General features: G+C 71.0%; 17 protein-coding genes. 7 read left to right on the top strand and 10 right to left on the bottom strand.

All coding sequences use genetic code 11. The annotated features are described in order from the left end of the window. Positions 1 to 27 precede the first annotated feature (27 nt). On the bottom strand, positions 28 to 582 hold the full coding sequence (locus tag OHA61_RS06420) for a GNAT family N-acetyltransferase (RefSeq protein WP_406302163.1): 555 nt from the start codon (positions 580 to 582) through the stop codon (positions 28 to 30). A gap of 195 nt (positions 583 to 777) precedes the next feature. Between OHA61_RS06420 and OHA61_RS06425 the strand changes: the two genes are divergently transcribed. Both OHA61_RS06425 and OHA61_RS06430 read left to right on the top strand, forming a co-directional pair. Further along, positions 778 to 1,524 (top strand): GntR family transcriptional regulator, encoded by a 747-nt coding sequence (locus OHA61_RS06425; RefSeq protein WP_389373374.1) that lies wholly within the window; start codon positions 778 to 780, stop codon positions 1,522 to 1,524. A gap of 64 nt (positions 1,525 to 1,588) precedes the next feature. After that, positions 1,589 to 2,659: an adenosine deaminase gene (locus OHA61_RS06430; RefSeq protein ID WP_361912336.1), complete on the top strand. Its 1,071-nt coding sequence runs from the start codon at positions 1,589 to 1,591 to the stop codon at positions 2,657 to 2,659. A 342-nt stretch (positions 2,660 to 3,001) separates the two neighbouring features. Here OHA61_RS06430 and OHA61_RS06435 read toward each other — a convergent pair whose 3' ends face one another. The 8 genes from OHA61_RS06435 to OHA61_RS06470 form a co-directional block, all read right to left on the bottom strand. Continuing rightward, a complete protein-coding gene (locus OHA61_RS06435) occupies positions 3,002 to 3,934 on the bottom strand; it encodes an LD-carboxypeptidase (protein WP_406302164.1) in 933 nt (310 codons plus the stop codon). Further along, positions 3,931 to 5,943, bottom strand: coding sequence for a prolyl oligopeptidase family serine peptidase (locus tag OHA61_RS06440; RefSeq protein WP_406302166.1), 2,013 nt, complete (start codon positions 5,941 to 5,943; stop codon positions 3,931 to 3,933). Before OHA61_RS06440 ends, OHA61_RS06435 begins: the two co-directional genes overlap by 4 nt. 12 nt (positions 5,944 to 5,955) lie before the next feature. After that, on the bottom strand, positions 5,956 to 7,290 hold the full coding sequence (locus OHA61_RS06445) for a M20/M25/M40 family metallo-hydrolase (protein ID WP_406302168.1): 1,335 nt from the start codon (positions 7,288 to 7,290) through the stop codon (positions 5,956 to 5,958). Then, positions 7,283 to 8,116 carry a M55 family metallopeptidase gene (locus OHA61_RS06450; RefSeq protein ID WP_324988680.1) on the bottom strand — a complete coding sequence of 278 codons (834 nt, stop codon included), beginning with the start codon at positions 8,114 to 8,116 and terminating at the stop codon, positions 7,283 to 7,285. The genes OHA61_RS06445 and OHA61_RS06450 overlap by 8 nt, the downstream gene beginning before the upstream one ends. A 144-nt stretch (positions 8,117 to 8,260) precedes the next feature. Continuing rightward, positions 8,261 to 8,986 (bottom strand): class I SAM-dependent methyltransferase, encoded by a 726-nt coding sequence (locus OHA61_RS06455; RefSeq protein ID WP_406302169.1) that lies wholly within the window; start codon positions 8,984 to 8,986, stop codon positions 8,261 to 8,263. A gap of 126 nt (positions 8,987 to 9,112) precedes the next feature. After that, complete coding sequence (locus OHA61_RS06460; protein ID WP_406302170.1) at positions 9,113 to 11,512, bottom strand: SpoIIE family protein phosphatase; 2,400 nt, start codon at positions 11,510 to 11,512, stop codon at positions 9,113 to 9,115. A gap of 121 nt (positions 11,513 to 11,633) precedes the next feature. Then, positions 11,634 to 14,006: an MFS transporter gene (locus OHA61_RS06465; protein WP_406302171.1), complete on the bottom strand. Its 2,373-nt coding sequence runs from the start codon at positions 14,004 to 14,006 to the stop codon at positions 11,634 to 11,636. 266 nt (positions 14,007 to 14,272) lie between these two features. Then, on the bottom strand, positions 14,273 to 14,716 hold the full coding sequence (locus tag OHA61_RS06470) for an SRPBCC family protein (protein ID WP_406302172.1): 444 nt from the start codon (positions 14,714 to 14,716) through the stop codon (positions 14,273 to 14,275). A gap of 227 nt (positions 14,717 to 14,943) precedes the next feature. On the opposite strand from OHA61_RS06470, the gene OHA61_RS06475 reads away from it, so the two are divergent. The 3 genes from OHA61_RS06475 (at position 14,944) to OHA61_RS06485 (ending at position 16,993) form a co-directional block, all read left to right on the top strand. Continuing rightward, complete coding sequence (locus OHA61_RS06475; protein ID WP_406302174.1) at positions 14,944 to 15,981, top strand: Rv2578c family radical SAM protein; 1,038 nt, start codon at positions 14,944 to 14,946, stop codon at positions 15,979 to 15,981. Between the two features lie 83 nt (positions 15,982 to 16,064). Beyond that, positions 16,065 to 16,472, top strand: coding sequence for a RidA family protein (locus tag OHA61_RS06480; protein ID WP_406302176.1), 408 nt, complete (start codon positions 16,065 to 16,067; stop codon positions 16,470 to 16,472). After that, entirely contained in the window at positions 16,472 to 16,993 is a 522-nt protein-coding gene (locus OHA61_RS06485; RefSeq protein WP_406302177.1) for a GNAT family N-acetyltransferase, read from the top strand. The genes OHA61_RS06480 and OHA61_RS06485 overlap by 1 nt, the downstream gene beginning before the upstream one ends. A 270-nt stretch (positions 16,994 to 17,263) precedes the next feature. Here OHA61_RS06485 and OHA61_RS06490 read toward each other — a convergent pair whose 3' ends face one another. After that, a complete protein-coding gene (locus OHA61_RS06490) occupies positions 17,264 to 18,058 on the bottom strand; it encodes an adenylosuccinate lyase (protein ID WP_406302178.1) in 795 nt (264 codons plus the stop codon). A 105-nt stretch (positions 18,059 to 18,163) separates the two neighbouring features. Between OHA61_RS06490 and OHA61_RS06495 the strand changes: the two genes are divergently transcribed. Together OHA61_RS06495 and OHA61_RS06500 are read left to right on the top strand one after the other, a co-directional pair. Next, positions 18,164 to 19,945: a 3-hydroxyacyl-CoA dehydrogenase family protein gene (locus OHA61_RS06495; protein WP_406302179.1), complete on the top strand. Its 1,782-nt coding sequence runs from the start codon at positions 18,164 to 18,166 to the stop codon at positions 19,943 to 19,945. Between the two features lie 94 nt (positions 19,946 to 20,039). Next, positions 20,040 to 20,870 (top strand): TetR family transcriptional regulator, encoded by an 831-nt coding sequence (locus tag OHA61_RS06500; protein WP_361918785.1) that lies wholly within the window; start codon positions 20,040 to 20,042, stop codon positions 20,868 to 20,870. Positions 20,871 to 21,414: the final 544 nt, after the last annotated feature.

A 21,414-nucleotide genomic window follows, 5' to 3' on the forward strand; every position in this document is an offset into this window, starting at 1 on the left:
TTCTGCGGATCTTCAATGCGCCGACGGTCAGTGGTCGAGCATCTCGCTGGTGATCGCCCAGCGTTCGTGGTCGCGCCAGGCGCCGTCGATGAAGAGGAAGGCGGGCGAGAAGCCCTCCAGGCGGAAGCCCGCGCCGCGCACGAGCCCGAGGGAAGCCGCGTTCAGCGGCTGGATATTGGCCTCGAGACGGTGCAGGCCCATGACGCCGAACGCGTATCGCACGACCAGGCCGAGGCCCTCGCCCATCAGGCCGCGGCCGACGGCGTGCGCGAAGGCGCCGTAGCCGATCGCCCCGGAGCGGAAGCCGCCCGCGACGATGTTGTTGATGTTGATGAAGCCCGCGATCCCTCCGGACTCCCGCTCGCAGACGAGGAATCCGGCCCTGGTCGGGTCCTCGATGAGCTTCTGCGCGTACATGGCGTAGGTCTCGGCCGTGGCGGGCGGGAAGAGCCAGGGCCGGTGGTATTCCGTGCTCCGGCGCACCAGCTCGGTGAATTCCTCGCCGTCCTCGTACGTGTAGGGGCGGATGCCGACCCGTGGGCCCGTGGTGAGGTACGGGGAGGCGGAGGAGGTCTCGGCCATCACGCCAGCCTAATCGGATCCTGGTCCCATGCGATCTTGTCTGACAAGTAAAGCTGATACACATAGGGCCTAGAGGCGCATGACGTGGCTGTGCCGTCCATGGAACCGCGAAACCGCAGTTCGCCCGGGATCCGGTGAGATTGCCACCCCGCCACGGCTCGCATAGCTTGCTGACAAGTGAGCCGAGGAGGGTCAGTGGCAGTCAGCGGGCAGCAGCGGAGGCCGGTCGTCGTCCTGTACGAGCGGATCGCGGACGCCATCCACGAAGGCACCTATCCGCCCGGCTCCACCCTGCCGTCAGAGCCCCGGCTCGCGGCCGAGCTGGGGGTCAGCAGACCGGCCCTGCGCGAGGCCCTGCTGCTGCTCCAGGAGGACGGGCTGCTCTCGGTACGCCGAGGAGTGGGCCGGACCGTCAACGACCGCCCGCCCCGGCGCGGTTACGAGCACATCCAGCCGCTGGAAGAGCTGCTGTCCACCGGCTCACCGCTGCGGGTGCGCCCACTGCTTCGCGCTGTGGAGGAGCCCACCGACTTCACCACCCAGCATCTGCTCGCCCCGGCCGGGGCGGAGCTGCGGTTCTGGGAGTCGCTGCTGGCCGGGGAGGGCACGGCGGCGGCGCTGAGCCATGAGTGGGCGGCCGCCGAGGGGGTGCTGGACCTGGTGCATCCGGCCTTCGCGGATGCGCTACGGGCCGAGCCCGCTCCGGCCGGATCGATGCTCGCCGTCCTGGTCGGGGCATCCCGCGGGGTGACGCTGTCCGGTCACAGCGGGGTGAGCGCGACACTGCTCGGACAGCGGCGCGGCGAGCAGCTCGGCCGGGCGGCCGAGACCCCTGCGGTGCTGGTCACCCAGGTGGTGCGGGTCGACGACACCCCGATCCTGGCGGCCAAGCACATGCTGCCGACGGGGGCGCCCGCGCTGCCCGTCCTCCAGTCGAACTGAGGGTGACCGAGCGCGGGAGACGCCCGTCACGGCACCGTCCCGGGACGTGCCGTACACTCCCGGGATGCACTTGTCTGACATCCTCCGCGCACCCAAGGCGGTCCTCCACGACCACCTGGACGGCGGTCTGCGCCCCGCCACGATCATCGAGCTGGCCCGGCAGTGCGGCTACCGCGAGCTGCCCACCGAGGACCCGGCCGAGCTGGCGGTCTGGTTCCGCGACGCCGCGGACTCAGGCTCCCTGGAGCGCTATCTGGAGACCTTCGCCCACACCTGCGCGGTGATGCAGACCCGCGAGGCGCTGGAACGGATCGCGGCGGAGTGCGCCGAGGACCTGGCGGCGGACGGGGTCGTGTACGCCGAGGTGCGCTACGCCCCCGAGCAGCACCTGGAGCGCGGTCTGACCCTCGACGAGGTCGTCGACGCGGTCAACGCCGGCTTCCGCGAGGGCGAACGCCGCAGCGGCGACCGGATCACGGTCCGCGCCCTGCTCACCGGCATGCGGCACACCGAACGCTCCCTGGAAATAGCCGAGTTGACGGTCGCCCACCGCGAGCGCGGGGTGGCCGGCTTCGACATCGCGGGCGGCGAGATCGGCAACCCGCCGTCCCGCCATCTGCCCGCCTTCCAGCATCTGAAGCGGCACAACTGTCACTTCACGATCCACGCGGGCGAGGCCGTCGGCGCCGAGTCCATCCACGAGGCGGTGCAGATCTGCGGAGCCGAGCGGATCGGCCACGGCGTCCGCATCACCGACGACATCACCGTGCACGACGACGGCACCGCGGACCTGGGCCACTTGGCCGCGTACGTACGGGACAACCGCATCGCTCTGGAGGTCTGCCCGACCTCCAACCTCCAGACGGGCGCCGCCAAGGACTACGCGACGCACCCCATCGACCTGCTGCGCCGCCTCGGCTTCCGGATCACGCTGAACACGGACAACCGGCTGGTCTCCGGCACCACGATGAGCCAGGAGTTCCGGCACATGGTGGACGCGTTCGGCTACGGGCCCGAGGTCTTCGAGGAGTTCACCGTGGCCGCGGTCGAGTCGGCGTTCCTGCCGCTGCCGGAGCGGCGCCGGCTGATCGACGAGGTGATCCGCCCCGGGTACGCGGCACTGTCGGCGGGCTAGTCCCCGTCCGGGGAGCGCGGCGCCTGCGGCGGGCCTTGTCCCCTACCCGCCCTCCCCCTACGGCCTGGCGGCCGTGGGAGGTACCCCCATCCCGAACTGGGGGCAAGCCCCCAGACCCCTGCGCCCGCTTCGCGGCGCGGATCGGGGGCTCCGCCCCCGGACCCCGGATGCGACCTTCGGCCGCATGTCCTCAAACGCCGGACGGGCTGAATGTGCGGCCCTGCCGCACAATCCAGCCCCGCCGGCGTTTGAGGCGCTGGAGGTTGGGGGTCCCCCCGGACGGAGTCTGGGGGAGGGCGGGGTGGGGACAAGCCCCGCCGCAGGCGCACCCCCCGCGCCCCCTCACCGCAGCGCCGGCTCCTCCAGCGTCAGCGTGCACGCGTCCGCGTCCAGCACCGCGGCCACCCCGAACGGCATCGTCAGCGCCGGCGCCCCGTGCCCGAAGCCCAGCTCCTCCACGACCGGCACGCCAAGGCCGCCGAGCCGGTCGAGCAGCACCGCCCGTACCTTCTCGTACGGACCGCACTCCTCCCACGATCCGAGCGCGACGCCCGCGACGCCCTCCAGCCATCTGGAGCGCAGCAGTTGGGTGAGGATCCGGTCGAGCCGGTAGTCCTCCTCACCCACGTCCTCGATCAGCAGCAGCCCGCCGTGGGCCGACGGCCGGGCGTGCGGGGTGCCGAGTTCCGCCGCGAGCAGGCTCACACAGCCGCCGAGCGTGACGCCCCGGGCCCGGCCGGGGACCACGGTGCGGGCCGTCTCCAGGCCCAGGGTGCGTACCGACTCGGGCTCGAAGAGCGTGGCGCGCAGCGACTCCCGGGTGCGTTCGTCCTTGAGGAAGGTGAGCGCGCCGGCCATCGGCCCGTGCAGTGTGGCCAGGCCCGCCCGGACGGCGAAGGCCTCATGGAGTGCGGTGACGTCGCTGTAGCCGATGAAGATCTTGGGACCGGCCGCGCGCATCGCACTCCAGTCGAGCAGGTCGACCATGCGCTGCGTGCCGTATCCGCCGCGGGCGCAGATCACCGCCGAGACCGACGGATCGCACCATGCGCGGGTCAGGTCACGGGCGCGGTCCTCGTCGCTGCCCGCGAGATACGGGAGGCGCGGGTGCCGGTCGAGGACGTGTGGCATCACGACGGGTTCCAGGTCCCAGCCGCGCAGGATCTCCAGGCCCGCTGCCAGCCGGTCGTCGGGGACGGGACCGCTGGTCGACACGACGGCGACCTTGGCCCCGGGCCTCAGTCGCGCCGGCCGGGTCAGGGGCTTGAGGGTCACTTCTTCAGCTCCAGCAGCGGGACGTCGGGTCGGACGATGCGGAAGGTCTGGGCGTAGAGGGACAGTTCGGACTCGAGCGCGCGGACCATGGTGTCGGCCCGGCGGAAGCCGTGGCCCTCGCCCTCGAAGGCGATATACGCGTGAGGGATGCCGCGGCCCGCCATCTGTGCCAGGAAGCGCTCGCTCTGCACCGGCGGGCAGATCACGTCGTCGAGCCCCTGGAGCAGCAGGAACGGCACGCCGATGCGGTCGGTGTGCTGGAGCGGCGAGCGCTCGCGGTAGCGGCCGGGCACCTCGTCGGGCGGGCCGATCAGCGACTCCAGATACCGCGACTCGAAGTCGTGGGTCCCGTCCGCCCAGCTTATCAGGTCCAGAACCGGATAGATGATGGTGCCGCACGCATAGATGTCGGTGGTGGCGAGGGAGGCCGCGGTGGTCCAGCCGCCGGCGCTGCCGCCGCGGACGGCCAGGCGCGCGGGATCCGCCGTGCCCTCGGCGGCCAGGGTCTCGGCGACGGCCGCGCAGTCCTCGACGTCGACGACGCCCCACTGCTCCCGCAGCCGTTCGCGGTACTCGCGGCCGTACCCGGTGGAGCCGCCGTAGTTGACCACGGCGACGCCGATGCCGCGCGAGGTGAAGTAGGCGATCTCCAGATTGAGGACGAGCGGTGTATGAGCGGTGGGGCCGCCGTGCGCCGCCACCACGAAGGGCGGCAGTTCGTCGTCGGGAGCGATCCGGTCGGGGCTGTGGGGCGGGTAGATATGGGCGTGGATCTCGCGGTTGTCGGGGCCGGTGAAGGTGCGGATCTGCGGCTCCGGGTAGTACACCGGGTCCACCGGGTCGTCGTGCGCCGAGCCGATGACCCGGGTCCGCCCGGTGCGGGTGTCGAGCTCCACCACCTCGTACGCGCTGCGCGGGCTGGCCGCGACTCCGATGACCCGGGTTCCGTGCACGGCGAGGGTGGACGCCCACTCGGTCCAGGGCCCCGCGGCGTCGACGAGTTCACCGGTCTCCGGGTCGAGTATCCCGAGGGCGGTGGTGCCCTTGCCGTGGATGACGGCGATCAGTCCGTTGTCCAGCGGGTGGAACCACTTGAGGCCGATCTTCCACAGCGGCCCGCCGAACTCCTCCCCGCGGCCGGAGCACAGGCCGGTGCCCGGCACGAAGCCCGGCCCCGCGCCCGGCCCGAACGCGTCCGGCCGGACCCTGTGCAGCTCCCACCAGTTGCTCACGTCGGAGACGAAGAGGAGCGAGCCGTCCGGGGCCCAGTCGACCTGGCACACCGATTCGTCCGTGTCCCCGACGACCGGCCGGACCCCGCCGAAGGGACCGTTCTCGCTCACCTCGCCGAGCATGACGACGGTGGCGTCCCAGGGCATCTGCGGATGGTCCCAGGCGATCCAGGCGGCGTGCCGCCCGTCCGGCGAGAGCCGCGGCCCGGTGACGAAGCGGTGCCGGTCGTCGCAGAGTTCCCGCACCGCCCCGCGGTCGTCGGCCGCGGAGCCGTCCAGGGGCACGGCCGCGATCACCCGGCGTACGTCGGTGGGCCCTTCGCCGGTGAACTCCTCCAGCACGCACCAGACTTCGCCCCGGTCCGACAGGAGCTGGGGGTCGGCCCAGCGCAGTCCGCCGCCGACCGGGGACAGGGGGGTGAGCGGGCGCGGGGCGGCGCCCGGTGCGTCCGGCTCGTACGCGTACAGCCGCTGGTCGGGGAAGTGCACGAAGACGACGAGGGGCCCGCCGTCGGCGCGCCGGGCCCCGGCCCAGGGGTGCCCGCCGTACTCGATGACCCTGCTGCGTACATTCCACGGGGCGGGGAGCACCGACTCCTCCGCGCCGTCGGCCCGTCGGCGCATCAGGGCACGTCTGCCGCCCTCGGTGGGCCGCGGCGCGGTCCACCACACCTCGTCGCCGATCATGCCGAGGAACTCCGGGCGCCCGTCGTGCGAGGCGGCGAGTGCCGCGTCGATCGGCGACGGCCAGGTTCCGTAGGCTCCCGTGGGTACCATGACCGACTCCCCCTATGCGGACCGCAGATAGTGGTCGAGAACCTTGACCCCGAAGTGCAGCGCCTCGACCGGGACGCGCTCGTCGACCCCGTGGAACATGGCCGCGTAGTCGAAGCCGACGGGGAGCTTCAGCGGCGAGAATCCGTACCCGGTGATGCCCAGGCGGGAGAACTGCTTGGCGTCGGTGCCGCCCGGCATGCAGTACGGCACGACATGGCCGTCCGGGTCGAAGAGCTCGACGGCCGCGCGCATCTTGGCGTACGCCGGGGAGTCGAGGGGTGCCTGCAGGGCCACCTCGCGGTGGTGGAACTCCCAGTCGACGTCCGGACCGGTCAGCAGGTCGAGGGTGTCCTTGAACTCGTCCTCGCCGCCGGGCAGCATCCGCCCGTCGACATAGGCGGTCGCGTGTCCCGGGATCACGTTGAGCTTGTAACCGGCTTCGAGCATCGTCGGGTTGGCGCTGTTGCGGACGGTGGGCTCGACCAGGGCGGCGGCCCGGCCGAGCTTGGAGATCAGCGCGTCGGCGTCGAAGCCGTCCCCCTCGACATCGACATCGATGCCGTGCAGCCGGGCGAGCTCCGCCAGCGCGGCCCGCAGGGTCGGGGTGAGCCGCAGCGGCCACTCGTACTCGCCGATCCGCGTGATGGCCGCGGCCAGCCGGGTCACCGCGTTGGCGCGGTTGACCTTGGAGCCGTGTCCGGCGGTGCCGTGCGCGGTGAGCTTGAGCCATGCCGTGCCGCGCTCACCGGCGCCGATCGGGTAGAGCGTCATCCCGGGTCCGGCGTGGAAGCTGAAGGCCCCGGATTCGCTGATTCCTTCCGTACACCCCTCGAAGAGGCCGGGGTGGTGGTCGGCGAGGAAGCCCGAGCCGTCGACCGCGCTTGCCTCCTCGTCGGCGGTGTACGCGATCACGATGTCGCGCCGGGGCCTGATTCCGGCCCGCGCCCAGGCCCGGACGACCGCGAGGATCATCGCGTCCATGTTCTTCATGTCGACCGCGCCGCGACCCCATACGACGCCGTCGCGGATCTCCCCGGAAAAGGGGTGCACGGCCCAGTCGGCGGGTTCGGCGGGCACCACGTCCAGATGGCCGTGGACGAGCAGGGCATCGGCGGATGGGTCGGTTCCCTCGATCCGGGCGACGACATTGGTGCGCCCCGGGGTGCGCTCCAGCAGGGTGGGCTCAAGTCCGGCACCCGCGAGCCGCTCGGCGGCGTACTCGGCGGCGGGCCGCTCCTGGCAGTCGCCACCGCCTTTGTTGGTGGTGTCGATCCGGATCAGCTCGGAGGTGAAGGTAACCACCTCGTCGAGCGCTTGAGAGTCGATGGGCGTTGTCACATCAGCCATACTGCTCCTCCACTGCCGCCGACACGATCGTCGTGACCGCTTTAAAGGTGCGAATGCCCTCAAACATCGTCTCGCTGGTGTACGCGACCCTGCGCTCCCCGCTGCCCGCGACTCCCGGCACGACGGTGGCCGCGGCCGCGAGATGTTCCGCGTCGAACTCCAGCTCCACGGTGAACGGGCCGCCGCGCACCGGCTCGTGACGCCCGGCGAGGGCCGTCGCTTCCTTTGCCGCCGCGCGGATGTCGGACGCGGTCCGGCCCGGAGTGCGGCACACCGCCGCATAGCGGGACACGTAGTCCTTCACGGCGACCTTCCGGGCTTCGGGCGCGTAGCCGTCGGCGTCCACGCAGGTCAGATCGTCTCCGGTGACGAGCACCACCGGCACGCCGTACTCCGCGACCACATGCGCGTTGAGCAGCCCCTCGCTCGCGCGCTTGCCGTTCAGCCATACCCCGGTGATGGAGTTGGCGAGATAGGTGTGCGCCAGGACGCCTTCGGTGCCCGCGCCCGTGTGGTAGCCGACGAAGGCGATGCCGTCCACGTCACCGTGCTGCACGCCCTCGACCATCGACAGAGACTTGTGCTTGCCGGTGAGCATCTCGACCCGGTCGTCCAGCCGCTCCAGCAGCAGATTGCGCATGGACCAGTGCGCTTCATTGATGAGCACGTCATCGGCGCCGCCGTCGTAGAACCCGAGTGCGGCGGCGTTCACGTCCGAGGTGAACATTGCCCGGCAGCGCTCCCACTGGGGCGTGCCGGGCAACACGTCGGCAGGCCAGGTCACACCGGTGGCGCCTTCCATGTCGGCGCTGATGAGGATCTTCACGGCATCACGGTACGCGTCGTTCACCAGCCGGGCCAGGACTGATGGACGTGCCAGTGGTCCGGTCGACGGAAGCCCGGTCGCCGATCCCCCGGCTGCTTTCGCTTCGGCGGAACGAGGGTGCGCGGGAAGCGGGCGGTGCCCGCGCTATCCGTTCCGGCCGACGATCAGCCATTTCGAAGGGAGTTCGATCCGGGAGCCGTCCGCCGCGTACTCCGTTGTCGTCAGCGGCAGATCACCGCTCGCGAGCACCTCGAGACCGGCGGTACGGAACAACTCGGCCACTTCCGCGTCGGCCACCGCTCCGGGCACGATGCCGTGCTTGAAGACCGGCTGAAGCTTCGGCGGGGGGCCCGAGGGCAACTTCGCGAGGCCCATCAGCTTCTGGCCTGCGGCCTCGGCGAGCTCCACCACGAAGGCGCGTCCGCGCTCGCCCACGAGTGTGGCGATCGTGTCGACCAGCGGCTGACGGTCCTCGGGGTCGCACTGGTGCAGAACGCCGCGCATATAGACATTGGCGTCGCCCAGTTCAGCGTGCAGCCGCGCCACCTGGTCCCCGTCCACGGCGTCGATCACCCGGAACAGCGCATCCCCCTGTTTGTCCTGCCTCCTGGCGAGTTCGATCGCGGCGGACGACAGGTCGACGCCGAGCACCTTCGGGAAGCGGTCGGCCAGGAAGAGCGTCTGGGTGCCGTTGCCGCAGCCCAGGTCGAGGAGCGTCAGCCCGGGATGGTCCACATGCGGTTCGTAGAGCGCGAGATGCAGTCCCGCGGTCAGCGCCGGCTCCGCGTCCCAGAAGACCGATCCGGGCTCCCCGGAGGCCTCGCTCCAGAAGCCTTCCCAGGCGTTCTTGTACCGATTCGTCACGCTCATGACCAGCTCCCCAGGGGTATGACACAGCGTCATGATCGGTCTACCGCTACCGGGTTGCGGCGACAAGCGCCCTGCGCATTCCTTCACGCGGCGTTCGAGCGCGGGCCGAGACCCTTCGCAATGTGCTTACGGCAGCGCCAGCTCGAACCAGACCGTCTTGCCGTCGGTCGTGCGGCTCGTGCCCCACTCCCGCGCCAGACTGCTCACCACCTGCAGTCCGCGCCCGAGCTCGTCCGCGGGGCGCGCGTCCAGCATGGCCGGAAGGTGGTGAGCCTCGTCGGCCACCTCGCACAGCAGGGATCCCGCCCGTACGAGGCGAAGCTCCGCGCTCCGGCCGCTCGCGTGCCGTATCGCATTGGTGACGACTTCGCTGACCAGCAGTTCCACGGTCTCGGTCAGCCCGGCGAGCCCCCAGGAGCGCAGCTGACCGCGAACCAGACGCCGTGCCCTGGCCGCCTCGCGCGGCTCACGGGACAGCTCCCAGACGGCCACGTCCTCGGGATCGATGCCGTTCAGCCGGGCCATCAGCAGGGCAACGTCGTCCTTGCGTCCGCCGCGGGTGTTGAGCGCGCGGATGATCGTGTCGCAGGCGTCGTCCATGGAGGCCGCGGGGTGTGCGGCGGACTCGCAGAGCGTCGCGAGCCCGACGCCGATGTCCTCGCCCCGCACCTCCACCAGGCCGTCCGTGCACATCACCAGGCGGTCGCCGGGCGCCACCGGCACACGCACGCATCGGAAGGGCACTCCGCCGACACCGATCGGCGCTCCGGTCGGCAGGTCGAGGAGTTCGCTGCGCCCGTCGGCCGCGCGGACGATCACGGGCGGTATGTGGCCCGCGTTCGCCATCTGCAGCTCATTGCCGATCGGGTCGTACACCGCGTACAGACACGTCGCGAGATAGTGCTCGCCCAGGCGCTGGGCCAGATCGTCGAGATTGCGCAGCAGCTGCTCGGGCGGCAGATCCAGCGCGGCCATGGTCTGCACTGCCGTACGCAACTGGCCCATCATCGCGGCCGAGTTGAGGCCGTGCCCCATCACATCGCCGACCACCAGCGCCGTACGCGAGCCGGGCAGCTTGATGGAGTCGAACCAGTCGCCGCCGACCCGGCCGAGCAGGGTGCCCGGCAGATAGCGGGTGGCCGTGTCACATCCGGCCATCCGCGGGGTGACCTGCGGCAGCATCGAGTCCTGGAGGGTCTCGGCGACGTTCTCCTGGTACGTGTACATCCGGGCGTTGTCGAGGACGAGCCCGGCGCGCGCGGCCAGTTCCGCCCCCGTGACGCGGTCCATGTCGTTGAACAGGGCACGCTCGGGGTGGCGCAGCAGAATCATGAAGCCGAGCACCACATTGCGCGCCTTCAGGGGAACGACCAGCATGGAACGTCCGCTGATGAGGGGCCGTATGTCACGCTTCTCGAACTGCGAAGCGATGGCCGTGCCCATCTGCTCGCTGATACGCGGCACCAGGACCGGGTCGCCGGTGGTCATGCACTGGAAGAACGGGGTGTGTTCGGGAAACGGCATGGATTCGCCGACCGGCACCACATCGTCCCAGCGGCCCGGCTCGTCCACATGCTCGACCGCGACGCGGTGCCACATCGTCGTCGCGTCGGGCGGTCCGTCCGGGAAGCCCTCACCGGCGATGACCTGTTCGCGCAGATAGGTGCCCGCGACATCGGTGAAGCGCGGCACGACGGCGGCGCTGACTTCCTGGATCGTACGGGCGAGGTCGAGGGACGAGCCGATGCGGCCGCTCACCTCGTTGAGGAATTCCAGCCGTTCGCGCACCGCGGCGTATTCGAGGTCCTGCTCGAGATCGGCCGTGTCCACCGCCCGGCCCGCGGCGGCCGCCGCTTCGGCGGCCTCCTGCCGTGCCCTGCGCTCCGCGCGGCGGGGCACTCCCCAGTCGGGCGTGACCGGCACCCGGTCGTGATGGCTGAACTCGAGCACCGGATAGCCCAGATCGAGGACCTGGGAGACGATCCGGGTCGACTCGTGGACGCTCATGCTCGGCAGGATCTCCGGGAGCCTGCGCGCCAGTTCGTCGGAGCCGGGGAACTCGGTGTGCAGGGCGAAGGCCGGAGCTATCCGCTCGACGCTCTGGTCCTCGCCCACGAACTGCGAGGCGTCCGCGGCCAGTACGAGCAGCCGCTCCTCGCCGGGGCCGACCATGGGGTACGCCCACCACAGCACATCGACCCGCTCGCGTCCTGGCTCGGCGAGCCGGGCCCTGCCCGCCGCCGGATAGGAGGTGAGGCCGTTCAGGGAAGCGTCGAGTCCGGGGCCGAGGCCGCCATAGCCGTCGTACGAGTCGTACTCGGCCTCGGCGGCCAGCGCTCCGGTGACCGGGAGCAGATCGACGGCGGGCCTGCCCACCGCCTCCTCCCTGGTGGGACCCAAAAGCCGCCGCGCACCGGTCGACCAGTGCGAGACCAGGCCGTCGCCGTCCACGACGACCACGGCAAGCGGAATCCGGCCGGCCACGGCGTACTGCTGCGGCGGTGTCGGCGGAACACCACTGTCCATGGGTGGGAGGCTCCTTCCCCGCCGCAGTTCCTGCGGCCTTACCCCACGGTACGGCTCCGCGCACGCCCTGCGCCGGGCAACGGCGCAAAAGGTTGTGCGCCCGCTCGCGACTGACGCCGGATCAGTCCTCGTGTCCCAGCTGGAGATCGCGCTCGGTGCGCCCCCCGCCCGCGACCTGCAGGACTGTGGCGACCGGCGGGTATCCTGCGGCGATGACCGTGTACTCGCCCGAGGACAGGTCGACGAACCGGAAGGTGCCGTCGGGGCCCGTGGTGAGCGTGTCCACCACATTGCCCGCCACGTCGAGGAGAGTGACCCGGGCATCCTCGACCGGCCGCCCGCCACCGGCCCGTACCGTGCCCTTGAGCACGGCACCCCCCGCCAGCTCGACGTCCTGCCTCGTCTCGCGGGACGCCTGCACGCTCACGGGGAGCGCGGCGGGACGGAAGGCGGGGGCGCTCGCCGCGAGGGTGTACTCCCCCGCCACCAACTCCGTGAACTGATAGCCGCCTTCGCGGCCGCTGCGGGTCGAGGCGACGACATCGCCGCGTACGTCGGTGAGCGTGACGGCCGCGTCCCGCACGGGCGAGCCGTCCGCGGTGACGACGGTCCCGGCGAGGCGTCCGGCACCGCCGAGGACCACATCGAGCTCAACGGGCCGGTCGCCGACGGTGACAGTGACCGCCTGCGGCTGATGCCCGCCGGCCGCCGCGATCATGACGTACGAGCCGGAGCCCGGCACGCTCAGCGCGTACCGCCCGTCCTCGCCGCTCGCACCGCGCCCGATCTGGCTCCCGTACACGTCGATCAGGGTCAGGGCGGCGCGCGGGACGCCGCTGCCGTCGTGGTGCTGGACGGTTCCGCAGACCGGCACGCCGGAGGTGTACGCGGGCGCGCTGCGGGCCTTGGGCACGGACGCGGTTTCGGCGGAGGCGATGTGGGACACCAGCGGTTTCTCCTTGAGAAAGAAGGCGATGAACAGGCCGAGCGCGAGCACCGGCACCAGTAGGAGGAAGATCCGCGGCATCGCGTCTGCGTAGGCCTGGACGTAGCCGTCGCGCAGGGCGGGCGGCAGGGCCTGGACGAGCTGCGGAGTGATGGACTGCGGGTCCGGCAGGTCGGCGCCGGCCGGGAGGCGGTCGGCGAGGGCGCGGGTGAGGCGGTCGGCGAAGAGGGTGCCGAAGACGGCGGCGCCGACGCTGCCGCCGATCTGCCGGAAGTAGTTGTTGGCGCTGGTGGCGGTGCCGAGGTCGGCGGGCGGTACGGAGTTCTGTACGGCCAGGATCAGTACCGGCATCACCAGTCCGATGCCCACACCGAGCACGGCCTGCCCGATGCTGTGGTCCAGCCGCGGGGTGTCCCTGTCCAGGCGGGACAGCAGCCACATCCCGACGACCGAGACCGCGCAGCCGAGAACCGGATAGATCTTGTAGCGGCCGGTACGGGTGATGAGCCGGCCCGACACGATCGAGGCGACGACGATGCCGCCCATCATGGGCAGCATGAGCAGCCCGGACTCGGTGGCGCTGACGCCGTCGACCATCTGGAGGAAGGTCGGCAGATAGCTGGCCACGCCGAAGAGTGCGACGCCGACGACCGCGCCGACGAGGCTGGTGACCGTGAAGACCGAGTCGCGGAACAGCCGCAGCGGGATGATCGGTTCGGGGGCGTAGTTCTCAACGACGATGAAGAGCAGGGTGCATCCCGCCGCCCCGGCCGCCAGTCCCAGGATGACGCGCGAGCCCCAGGCGTACTGGGTGCCGCCCCAACTGGTCAGCAGAACAAGGAAGGTGGAGGCTGCGGCGAGGAAGAGGGCGCCGAGGAAGTCGAGCCTGCCTCGGGCCGCGGGCTTCGGGAGCTTGAGCACCACGGTGATCACGAGCAGGGTGACCAGGCCGAGGGGCACGTTGAAGTAGAAGCACCAGCGCCAGGAGACATGGTCGGTGAAGTAGCCGCCGAGCAGGGGTCCCGCGACGGATGCGAGTCCGTAGGCGGCGCCGATGAGTCCCATGAAGCGGCCGCGCGCTCTGGCCGGGAGGATGTCCGCGATGATCGCCTGCACGCCGATCATGAGGCCGCCGGCGCCGGTGCCCTGGATGGCGCGGAAGGCGATGAGCTGGTCCATGCTGCGCGACCGGCCGGCCAGTGCGGAGCCGATGACGAAGACGACGATCGCGAACTGGAAGACGCCTTTGCGGCCGAAGAGGTCGCCTAGCTTGCCGTAGAGAGGCAGGCCGATGGTGGCGGTGAGGAGATAGGCGGTGATCGCCCACGGCATCCGTTCCAGGCCCTGGAGCTCGCCGACGATCTTCGGCAGTGCGGTGGCGACGATCATCTGCTCCAGCGCGGCGAGGAGCAGCGCGAGCATGAGGCCGGTGACGACGAGGCGTACGCGGCGGGGGCTGAGAGCGGTGCTCTCGGCAGGTCCGGGTGGTGGCGGCGCGGCGGCGGCCGGAGCGGCCCATTCGTCCTTCACCAGAGTGATCCCGCCCACGTCACTGCTCCCCTCGTCGCGACTGCGCGGCGTAATTCTTCGCATTACACGCCAACGGGGAGCAAGCGGGACGTTATTGAGAACGGGGGCGCGTCGTGCGGCCCAACTCGCCCTGGCGGGGCGCGCGTCGGGCGCTCATCAGGGGCTTTCCCGCGACCCGTGGCGCGCGGGCGCATCACGGAGCCGCGGGGAAAACCACTCGAAACGGTGAGAGTTGGAGTCGATTCCTTCTCGGCTGCTTCTCGACTCTTCTCGGTTCTTCCCGGCTACTTCTCGACCTCGGCGGCCAGCTTGGCGAGCACCGCGTCGTAAATGCGCCCAAGTCCCTTGGGGGCGAAGGTCCTTTCGAAGAATCCGCCGATGCCGCCCGCGCCGTTCCAGACACTGCCGACGACGACCTTGGACCGGCCCTCGCCCGCAGGGGTGACCGTCCAGGTGGTGACCATCGAGGAGTTGCGGTCCTTCTCGACCAGCCGGCCGTCGGTCGGCTCGGTCACTTCGAGGAGGCAGTCACGGATGCGCTTGCTGGTCGCCTGGAGCTTCCAGTGGACGACGGTGCCCTCGCCGTCGCCACCCTCGCGGACCTCGTACTCACTGAAGTGCTCGGGCAGGAGCTTCGCGCGGGTGTTCTCGTAGTCGGCCAGCGCGTCGAACACCTTCTCCGCGTCCGCCGAGATGATCCGTTCCGTGGTGGCCTCGACCTGCGCCATTCCTGTTTCCTCCAGCACGTCGTTCTTCGGGGGTGGCTGCTAGCCAATCACCTCGGATGCGGCCGCCCAAATCCGCCTCGGGTCCGCCTCGGGTCCGCCTCGGGTCCGCCTCGGGTCCGCCTCGGGGCCACCTCGGGTCCGGTCCGGGTCCGGTTCGGGGAACAGGGTTGCGGTGATCAAGGGAACAAGTGTTCTATTCTGTGGTCAGTGCTACCGAGGAGGCGTCCATGCGCTGGGACAATCTGGTCGAGAACCCCCGGGCGGCCGGGGACACCGCGCTCTTCGCGACGTCGGCGGTGACCACCCGAACCTTCGACACACCCGAATTCCGCGGCATCACCTTTCATGAGATCCGCGCCCGGTCGATCCTGAACCGGGTGCCGGGCGCCTCGCGCATGCCCTTCGAGTGGACCGTCAATCCGTATCGGGGCTGCACGCACGCGTGCGTCTACTGCTTCGCCCGCAAGACCCACAGCTATCTGGACCTCGACACCGGGCTCGACTTCGACTCCCAGATCGTCGTGAAGATCAACGCGCCGGAGCTGCTGCGCCGGCAGCTCGCGTCCCGGCAGTGGCAGGGCGCGCATGTCGCGATGGGGACGAACGTCGACTGCTACCAGCGGGCAGAGGGCCGCTACCGGCTGATGCCCGGCATCATCGCCGCCCTGCGTGACCACGCCAATCCCTTTTCGATCCTCACCAAGGGCACGCTGATCCTGCGCGATCTGGAGCTGCTGCGGCAGGCGGCCGAGGTGACCGAGGTGGGCATCTCCGTCTCCGTCGGCTTCACCGACCGCGAACTGTGGCGCACGGTCGAGCCCGGCACGCCCTCGCCCGAGCGCCGCCTCGACGTGGTGCGCACGCTCACCGACAACGGCATCGGCTGCGGGGTGCTGATGGCGCCGGTCATCCCGTTCCTGGGCGACCACCCTGACCAATTGCGCGCCACGGTCCGGGCGATCGCCGCGTCGGGGGCGACATCGGTGACCCCGCTGGTGCTCCATCTGCGGCCCGGCGCACGCGAGTGGTTCATGGCCTGGGTGGCGCAGCACCATCCGCATCTGGTGCAGCGCTACGAGCGGCTGTACGCGGAGGGGGCGTACGCACCGAAGTGGTACCAGCGCCGGATCACGCGCCATGTCCATGAGCTGGCCACGGAGTTCGGGATAGGGCCGGCGGACCGGGGCATGCCCCGGCGCATTCCGGTGCCGCAGGAGCCGGGTCCGTCGATTCTTCCGGAGCCGACGCAGCTGACGCTGCTCTGAGCCGGGCGGCAGCGCGGGGCGGACCGGGGGCAGCCCGGGGAAATTCGGGCCGGGTTGTCAGTGGCGTACGCGAGGATGGACGCATGACTTCGCGACTCACCCGTGTACAGGCCCCCGAAGGCGTCGCCCCCGGCGCCGGATACAGCCATGTCGTCTGGGGCACCGGCCGGTTCGTGGCCATATCCGGGCAGTGCGCCCTCGACGAGGACGGCAAGGTCGTGGGAGAGGGGGACCCGGCGGCGCAGGCCACACAGGTCTTCGAGAACCTCCGCCGTTGTCTGGCCGCGGCGGGCGCGTCGTTCGACGACGTGGTCAAGCTGACCTACTTCGTCACGGACGTGGCACATCTGCCGGCGGTGCGGGCGGCGCGCGACGCGGTGATCGACGCGGGGCGGCTCCCGGCCAGCTCGGCGGTCCAGGTGGCCGCGCTCTTCCGGCCCGAACTGCTCGTGGAGATCGAGGCGTTCGCGCTCGTCGGGGAGGGCGAGTGATGGACGTCCGGGTGCGGGACATGACGCTGGAGGACATCGAGGCCGTCGCGACGATCCGGGTGCGCGGCTGGCAGTTCGCCTACGACGGGCTGATGCCGGCGTCGTATCTCGACGCGATGAGTGTGGAGGAGGACGCGACTCGGCGCCGCGAATTCCTCACCAAGGGCGGCGCCGTGATGACCAACGTGGTCGCCGAGCAGGACGGCACGGTGGTCGGCTGGGGCTGCTTCGGACCGAGCAGGGACGAGGGCCAGCCGGCCGGGGTGTGTGAGCTCTACGCGATCTACGTACTGCCGGACCGGGTCTCCACGGGGGTGGGGCGGGCGTTGATGGACGAGCTGACGGAGCGGGCCGAGGCGGCCGGTTTTGAGCGGATGCTGCTGTGGGTCCTGAAGGAGAACGACCGCGCCCGCCGCTTCTACGGCAAGGCGGGCTTCGCCCCGGACGGCGCGGAGGAGCCGTTCGAGGTGGAGGGCGTCGAGGTCCCGGAAGTCCGGTACGCGCGGCGGCTCAATGGCTAGGCGGTTGCTGTCCCCCACCCCGCCCCTTCCCTGAACTGGGGGCAAGCCCCAGACCCCGTATGCGACCTTCGGCCGCATGTCCTCAATCGCCGGACGGGCTGAATTTCCGCCGGTCGGCCTGAAGATTCAGGCCGACCGGCGGAAGATTTCAGCCTCGTGGGGGTCCCCCCGGACGAAGTCTGGGGGAGTTTGAGGCGCGGGGGTCCGGGGGCAGAGCCCCCGGTTCGGGAAGGGGCGGGTAGGGGAACAAGCCCGCCGCAGGCGCACCCCTCACCCCAGCCGCGCCAGCGCCGCCTCCGCCGCCGCCGCCAGGCGGGGATGCGCCCGCGCCGACCTGAGGATCTCCCCCGCCCGCTTGTCGCCCAGCGCGCCCAGGCCCTCGACGCACGCGAGGGCCAGCCTCCAGTGCGCGTCGCCCGGGGCCAGCCTGCGCCGCAGGACGGTTATCAGGGCCGGTACGGACTCGGGTGCCCTCAAGCGCGTGAGCAGGCGTACGGGGACCAGCGCATAGGCGACCCGCAGCTCGTTCGTGGCGAGGGCGGCCGCGGCCCGCGGTGTGCGGGGGTCGGCCAGCCGGGACAGGGCGTGCGCGGCCGAGACGCAGCGTTCGGGGTCGCGGTGGTTGAGGAGCAGGACCAGGGCCTCGAAGGCCCGCCGGTCCCCCGCGCAGCCGAGCCGGAAGGCGACCATCTCGCGCGCCCACAGGGGCCGTTCCTGTTCCGTCAGGACGCCCGCGAGCTCCTCCCGGTCCTCGGTGGTCAGCAGTCTTTCGTAGGCCACCGAGCCGCCCGACTCGCCCCGAAGCCGCTGCGCCAGTACCCGTAACTCCTCATCCATGGCGGCCAGGGTAGCGGCGCGGCGTCGGCGATCCAGATCACATCGCCTCACCCCTGGCGCGCTCGTTACTCGCGAGTTAATCTCAAGTGAGCGGGTAACCCCCGCACAGCTCACGGTGGCCTGGTGACGCAGCCGCCGCGAGTGTTTGTCGGTTCGGCAGTTCCTGCACGACGTTCGACGCGACTCCGGGACAGAGTCCGTCGGCCCGCACCACGACATGTGTGTCATCCGGTGCGGCGATTTCTCCGTGCGCCCCGCGCCCCTTGGCGTTCTCGCCCGCGCTCCGCCCGCGCGGCTCCCTCATCAGTCGTCACTCATCCCTGGAGTCCCCCGATGGACACCCCTCTCCACACCATTGCCGTCGTCGGCCTCGGCACCATGGGCACCGGCATCGCCGAGGTCCTTGCCCGCGCCGGACGCGAGGTCATCGGCATCGACATCAGCGACGCCGCCGCCCGCCGGGCCGTCACCGCCCTGGAGGCCTCCACCGCCCGCGCCGTCGAGCGCGAGCGGATGACCGAGGAAGAGCGCCGGAACACCCTCGCCCGTTTCCGCACCTTCTCCGATCTGCAGGCCGCCGCGGATGCGGACCTCGTGATCGAGGTCGTGTCCGAGTCGTACGAGGCCAAGCAGCAGCTCTTCCGCGCCCTGGACGCAGTCGTCCGCCCCGGCGCCATCCTCGCGACCGGCACCAACGCGCTGTCGGTGACCAGGCTCGCCGCCGACTCCGAGCACCCCGAGCGCGTGCTCGGCCTGCACTTCTTCAACCCGGCCCCGGCGATGAAGCTGGTCGAGGTCGTCTCTTCGGTGCTGACCGCTCCGGCCGCCGTCGAGGCGGTCACCGTGCTCGCCCGTGAGCTCGGCAAGGAGCCCGTCGCGGTCGGCGACCGGCCCGGTTTTGTCGCGGACGGGCTGCTGTTCGGCTATCTCAACCAGGCCGCCGCGATGTACGAGGCCAAGTACGCCTCCCGCGAGGACATCGACGCCGCGATGAAGCTCGGCTGCGGACTGCCGATGGGCCCGCTCGCGCTGCTCGACCTGATCGGCATCGACACGGCCCGTACCGTCCTGGACGCGATGTACGCCGAGTCCCGCGACCGGCTGCACGCGCCCGCACCCATCCTCAAGCAGCTCAGCGAGGCGGGCCTGACCGGCCGCAAGTCGGGCCGCGGCTTCTACACCTATGCGGCCCCGGGCACCGGGGACGTGGTGCAGGACGCGCTCACCCCACAGCCGTCGGCCGAGGCGTCGGGCGGCCGCGAGGTCCGCTCCGTCGGCGTCGCCGGTTCCGGCACGATGGCGAGCGGCATCGCCGAGGTCTTCGCCAAGGCCGGATACGACGTGGTGCTCGCCGCCCGCGGTCTGGAGAAGGCCGAGACCGCCAAGTTCCGTATCGCCAAGTCGCTTTCGCGCTCCGTCGACAAAGGCCGGATGACAGCCGAGGCGCGCGAGGAGACGCTCGCGAGGATCACCCCGGCCGGTTCGCTCGACGCCTTCGCCGAGGTCGACCTCGCGGTCGAGGCGGTCGCCGAGGACCTGGAGATCAAGCAGCAGCTCTTCGCCACCCTGGACAAGATCTGCAAGGCGGGCGCGGTGCTCGCCACCACCACCTCCTCGCTGCCCGTCGTCGCCTGCGCCCGCGCCACCTCGCGCCCGCAGGACGTCATCGGAATGCACTTCTTCAACCCGGCCCCGGCGATGAAGCTGGTCGAGGTGGTCCGTACGGTCCTCACCTCCGACGACGTCCACGCCACGGTCCGCGAGGTCACCACGAAGATCAGGAAGCACCCGGTGGACTGCGGCGACCGGGCCGGTTTCATCGTGAACGCCCTGCTCTTCCCGTACCTCAACAACGCGATCAAGATGGTCCAGGAGCACTACGCCACGCTGGACGACATCGACACCGCGATGAGGCTGGGCGGCGGCTATCCGATGGGTCCCTTCGAGCTGCTCGACGTGGTCGGGCTCGATGTCTCGCTCGCCATCGAGAAGGTGCTGCACCGCGAGTTCCGCGACCCGGGCCTGGCCCCGGCGCCGCTGCTGGAGCACCTGGTGGCCGCGGGCTGCCTCGGCCGCAAGACGGGTCGTGGTTTCCGCGAATATGCCCGGCGCTGATCGCGAAGCGGGCTGGGGCGGGCTGCTCGATCCCTCGGGCGGCCCGCCCGACGCCTCCGGGGCAGCGCACCCGCAGGCGCGCTCGGCTGCACGAATGCAGTACGTTCAGCTCATGCCCCAGCCCGCCAAGCCCACCCGTACCAAAGCCACTCCCGACGCTCCGGAAAGTGCTGCGGGCTCCCGCGCCGCCGCCCAACGCCTCAAGATGCGGCGGGAGCTGGCGGCCGCGGCCATGGAGCTGTTCGCGACCAAGGGCTACGAGGCGACGACCGTCGACGAGATCGCCGCGGCGGCCGGGGTCGCGCGGCGGACCTTCTTCCGCCACTTCCGCTCCAAGGAAGAGGCGATCTTCCCGGACCACGACGACACGCTCGTACGCGCCGAGGCGGTGCTGAACGCGGCTCCGGCGCACGAGCATCCGCTGGACACGGTGTGCCGGGGCATCAAGGAGGTCATGCGGATGTACGCGGCCTCTCCCGCGGTCTCGGTCGAGCGGTACCGCCTGACCCGCGAGGTGCCCACGCTGCGGGAGCGGGAGATCGCCTCGGTGGCCCGCTACGAGCGGCTGTTCACCCGCTATCTGCTGGGCCACTTCGACGAGCGCGACCACCATGACGGCAACGACGACCCGCTGCTGGCCGAGGTGGCCGCGTCCGCGGTCGTCACCGCGCACAACCACGTACTGCGCCGCTGGCTGCGGGCGGGTGGCCAGGGGGACGTCGAGTCCCAGCTGGACCACGCCTTCGCGATCGTCCGCGACACGTTCGGCTCGGGTATCGGCGCGGGCCGCGCGCCGCAGGGCGAACGGACGGGCCCTGCGGCGGTCGCGACACGGACGAGCGACGACGTGCTGGTGACGGTGGCGCGGACGGATGCGCCGCTGGACGAGGTCATGCGCACGATCGAACGCGCGCTGCGCGGCTAGGCCGTGTTTTAGAACTAGCGCCGTCCGCCCGTAGGGCGGGGCTCGCGGCGTCTGGTGCGTGCAATCGCAAGGCGGAGGATCATCCTCGTACTGGACGTACTTGGATGACTCCGACAACGCAGCGAGTGTGCGTGCCAGGCGTCGCGGGCCAGGCGGGAGTTCTAAAACATGGCCTAGCCCCCACCCCACCCCTTCCCGAACTGGGGGCAAGCCCCCAGACCCCACCGGGGCTCCGCCCCGAACCCCGTGCGGGGGCTCCGCCCCCGGACCCCCACGCCTCAAACGCCGGCGGGGCTGAGTTTCGCGTCCGGGACCGCGCCTCAATCGCCGGCGGGGCTGGAAGTGCGGCTCGGCCGCACATTTCAGCCCGTCCGGCGATTGAGGACATGCGGCCGAAGGTCGCATACGGGGCCCGGGGGCGAAGCCCCAAGTTCGCGCCGCGAAGCGGGCGCGGGGGTTCGGGGCTTGCCCCGGTTCGGGAAGGGGCGGGGTGGGGAAAAGAACGCTCCGCGCATACCACCCGCACGCAAGCGAACACAGAACG

It is taken from the genome of Streptomyces sp. NBC_00885 (assembly GCF_045207475.1).
Taxonomy (GTDB): domain Bacteria; phylum Actinomycetota; class Actinomycetes; order Streptomycetales; family Streptomycetaceae; genus Streptomyces.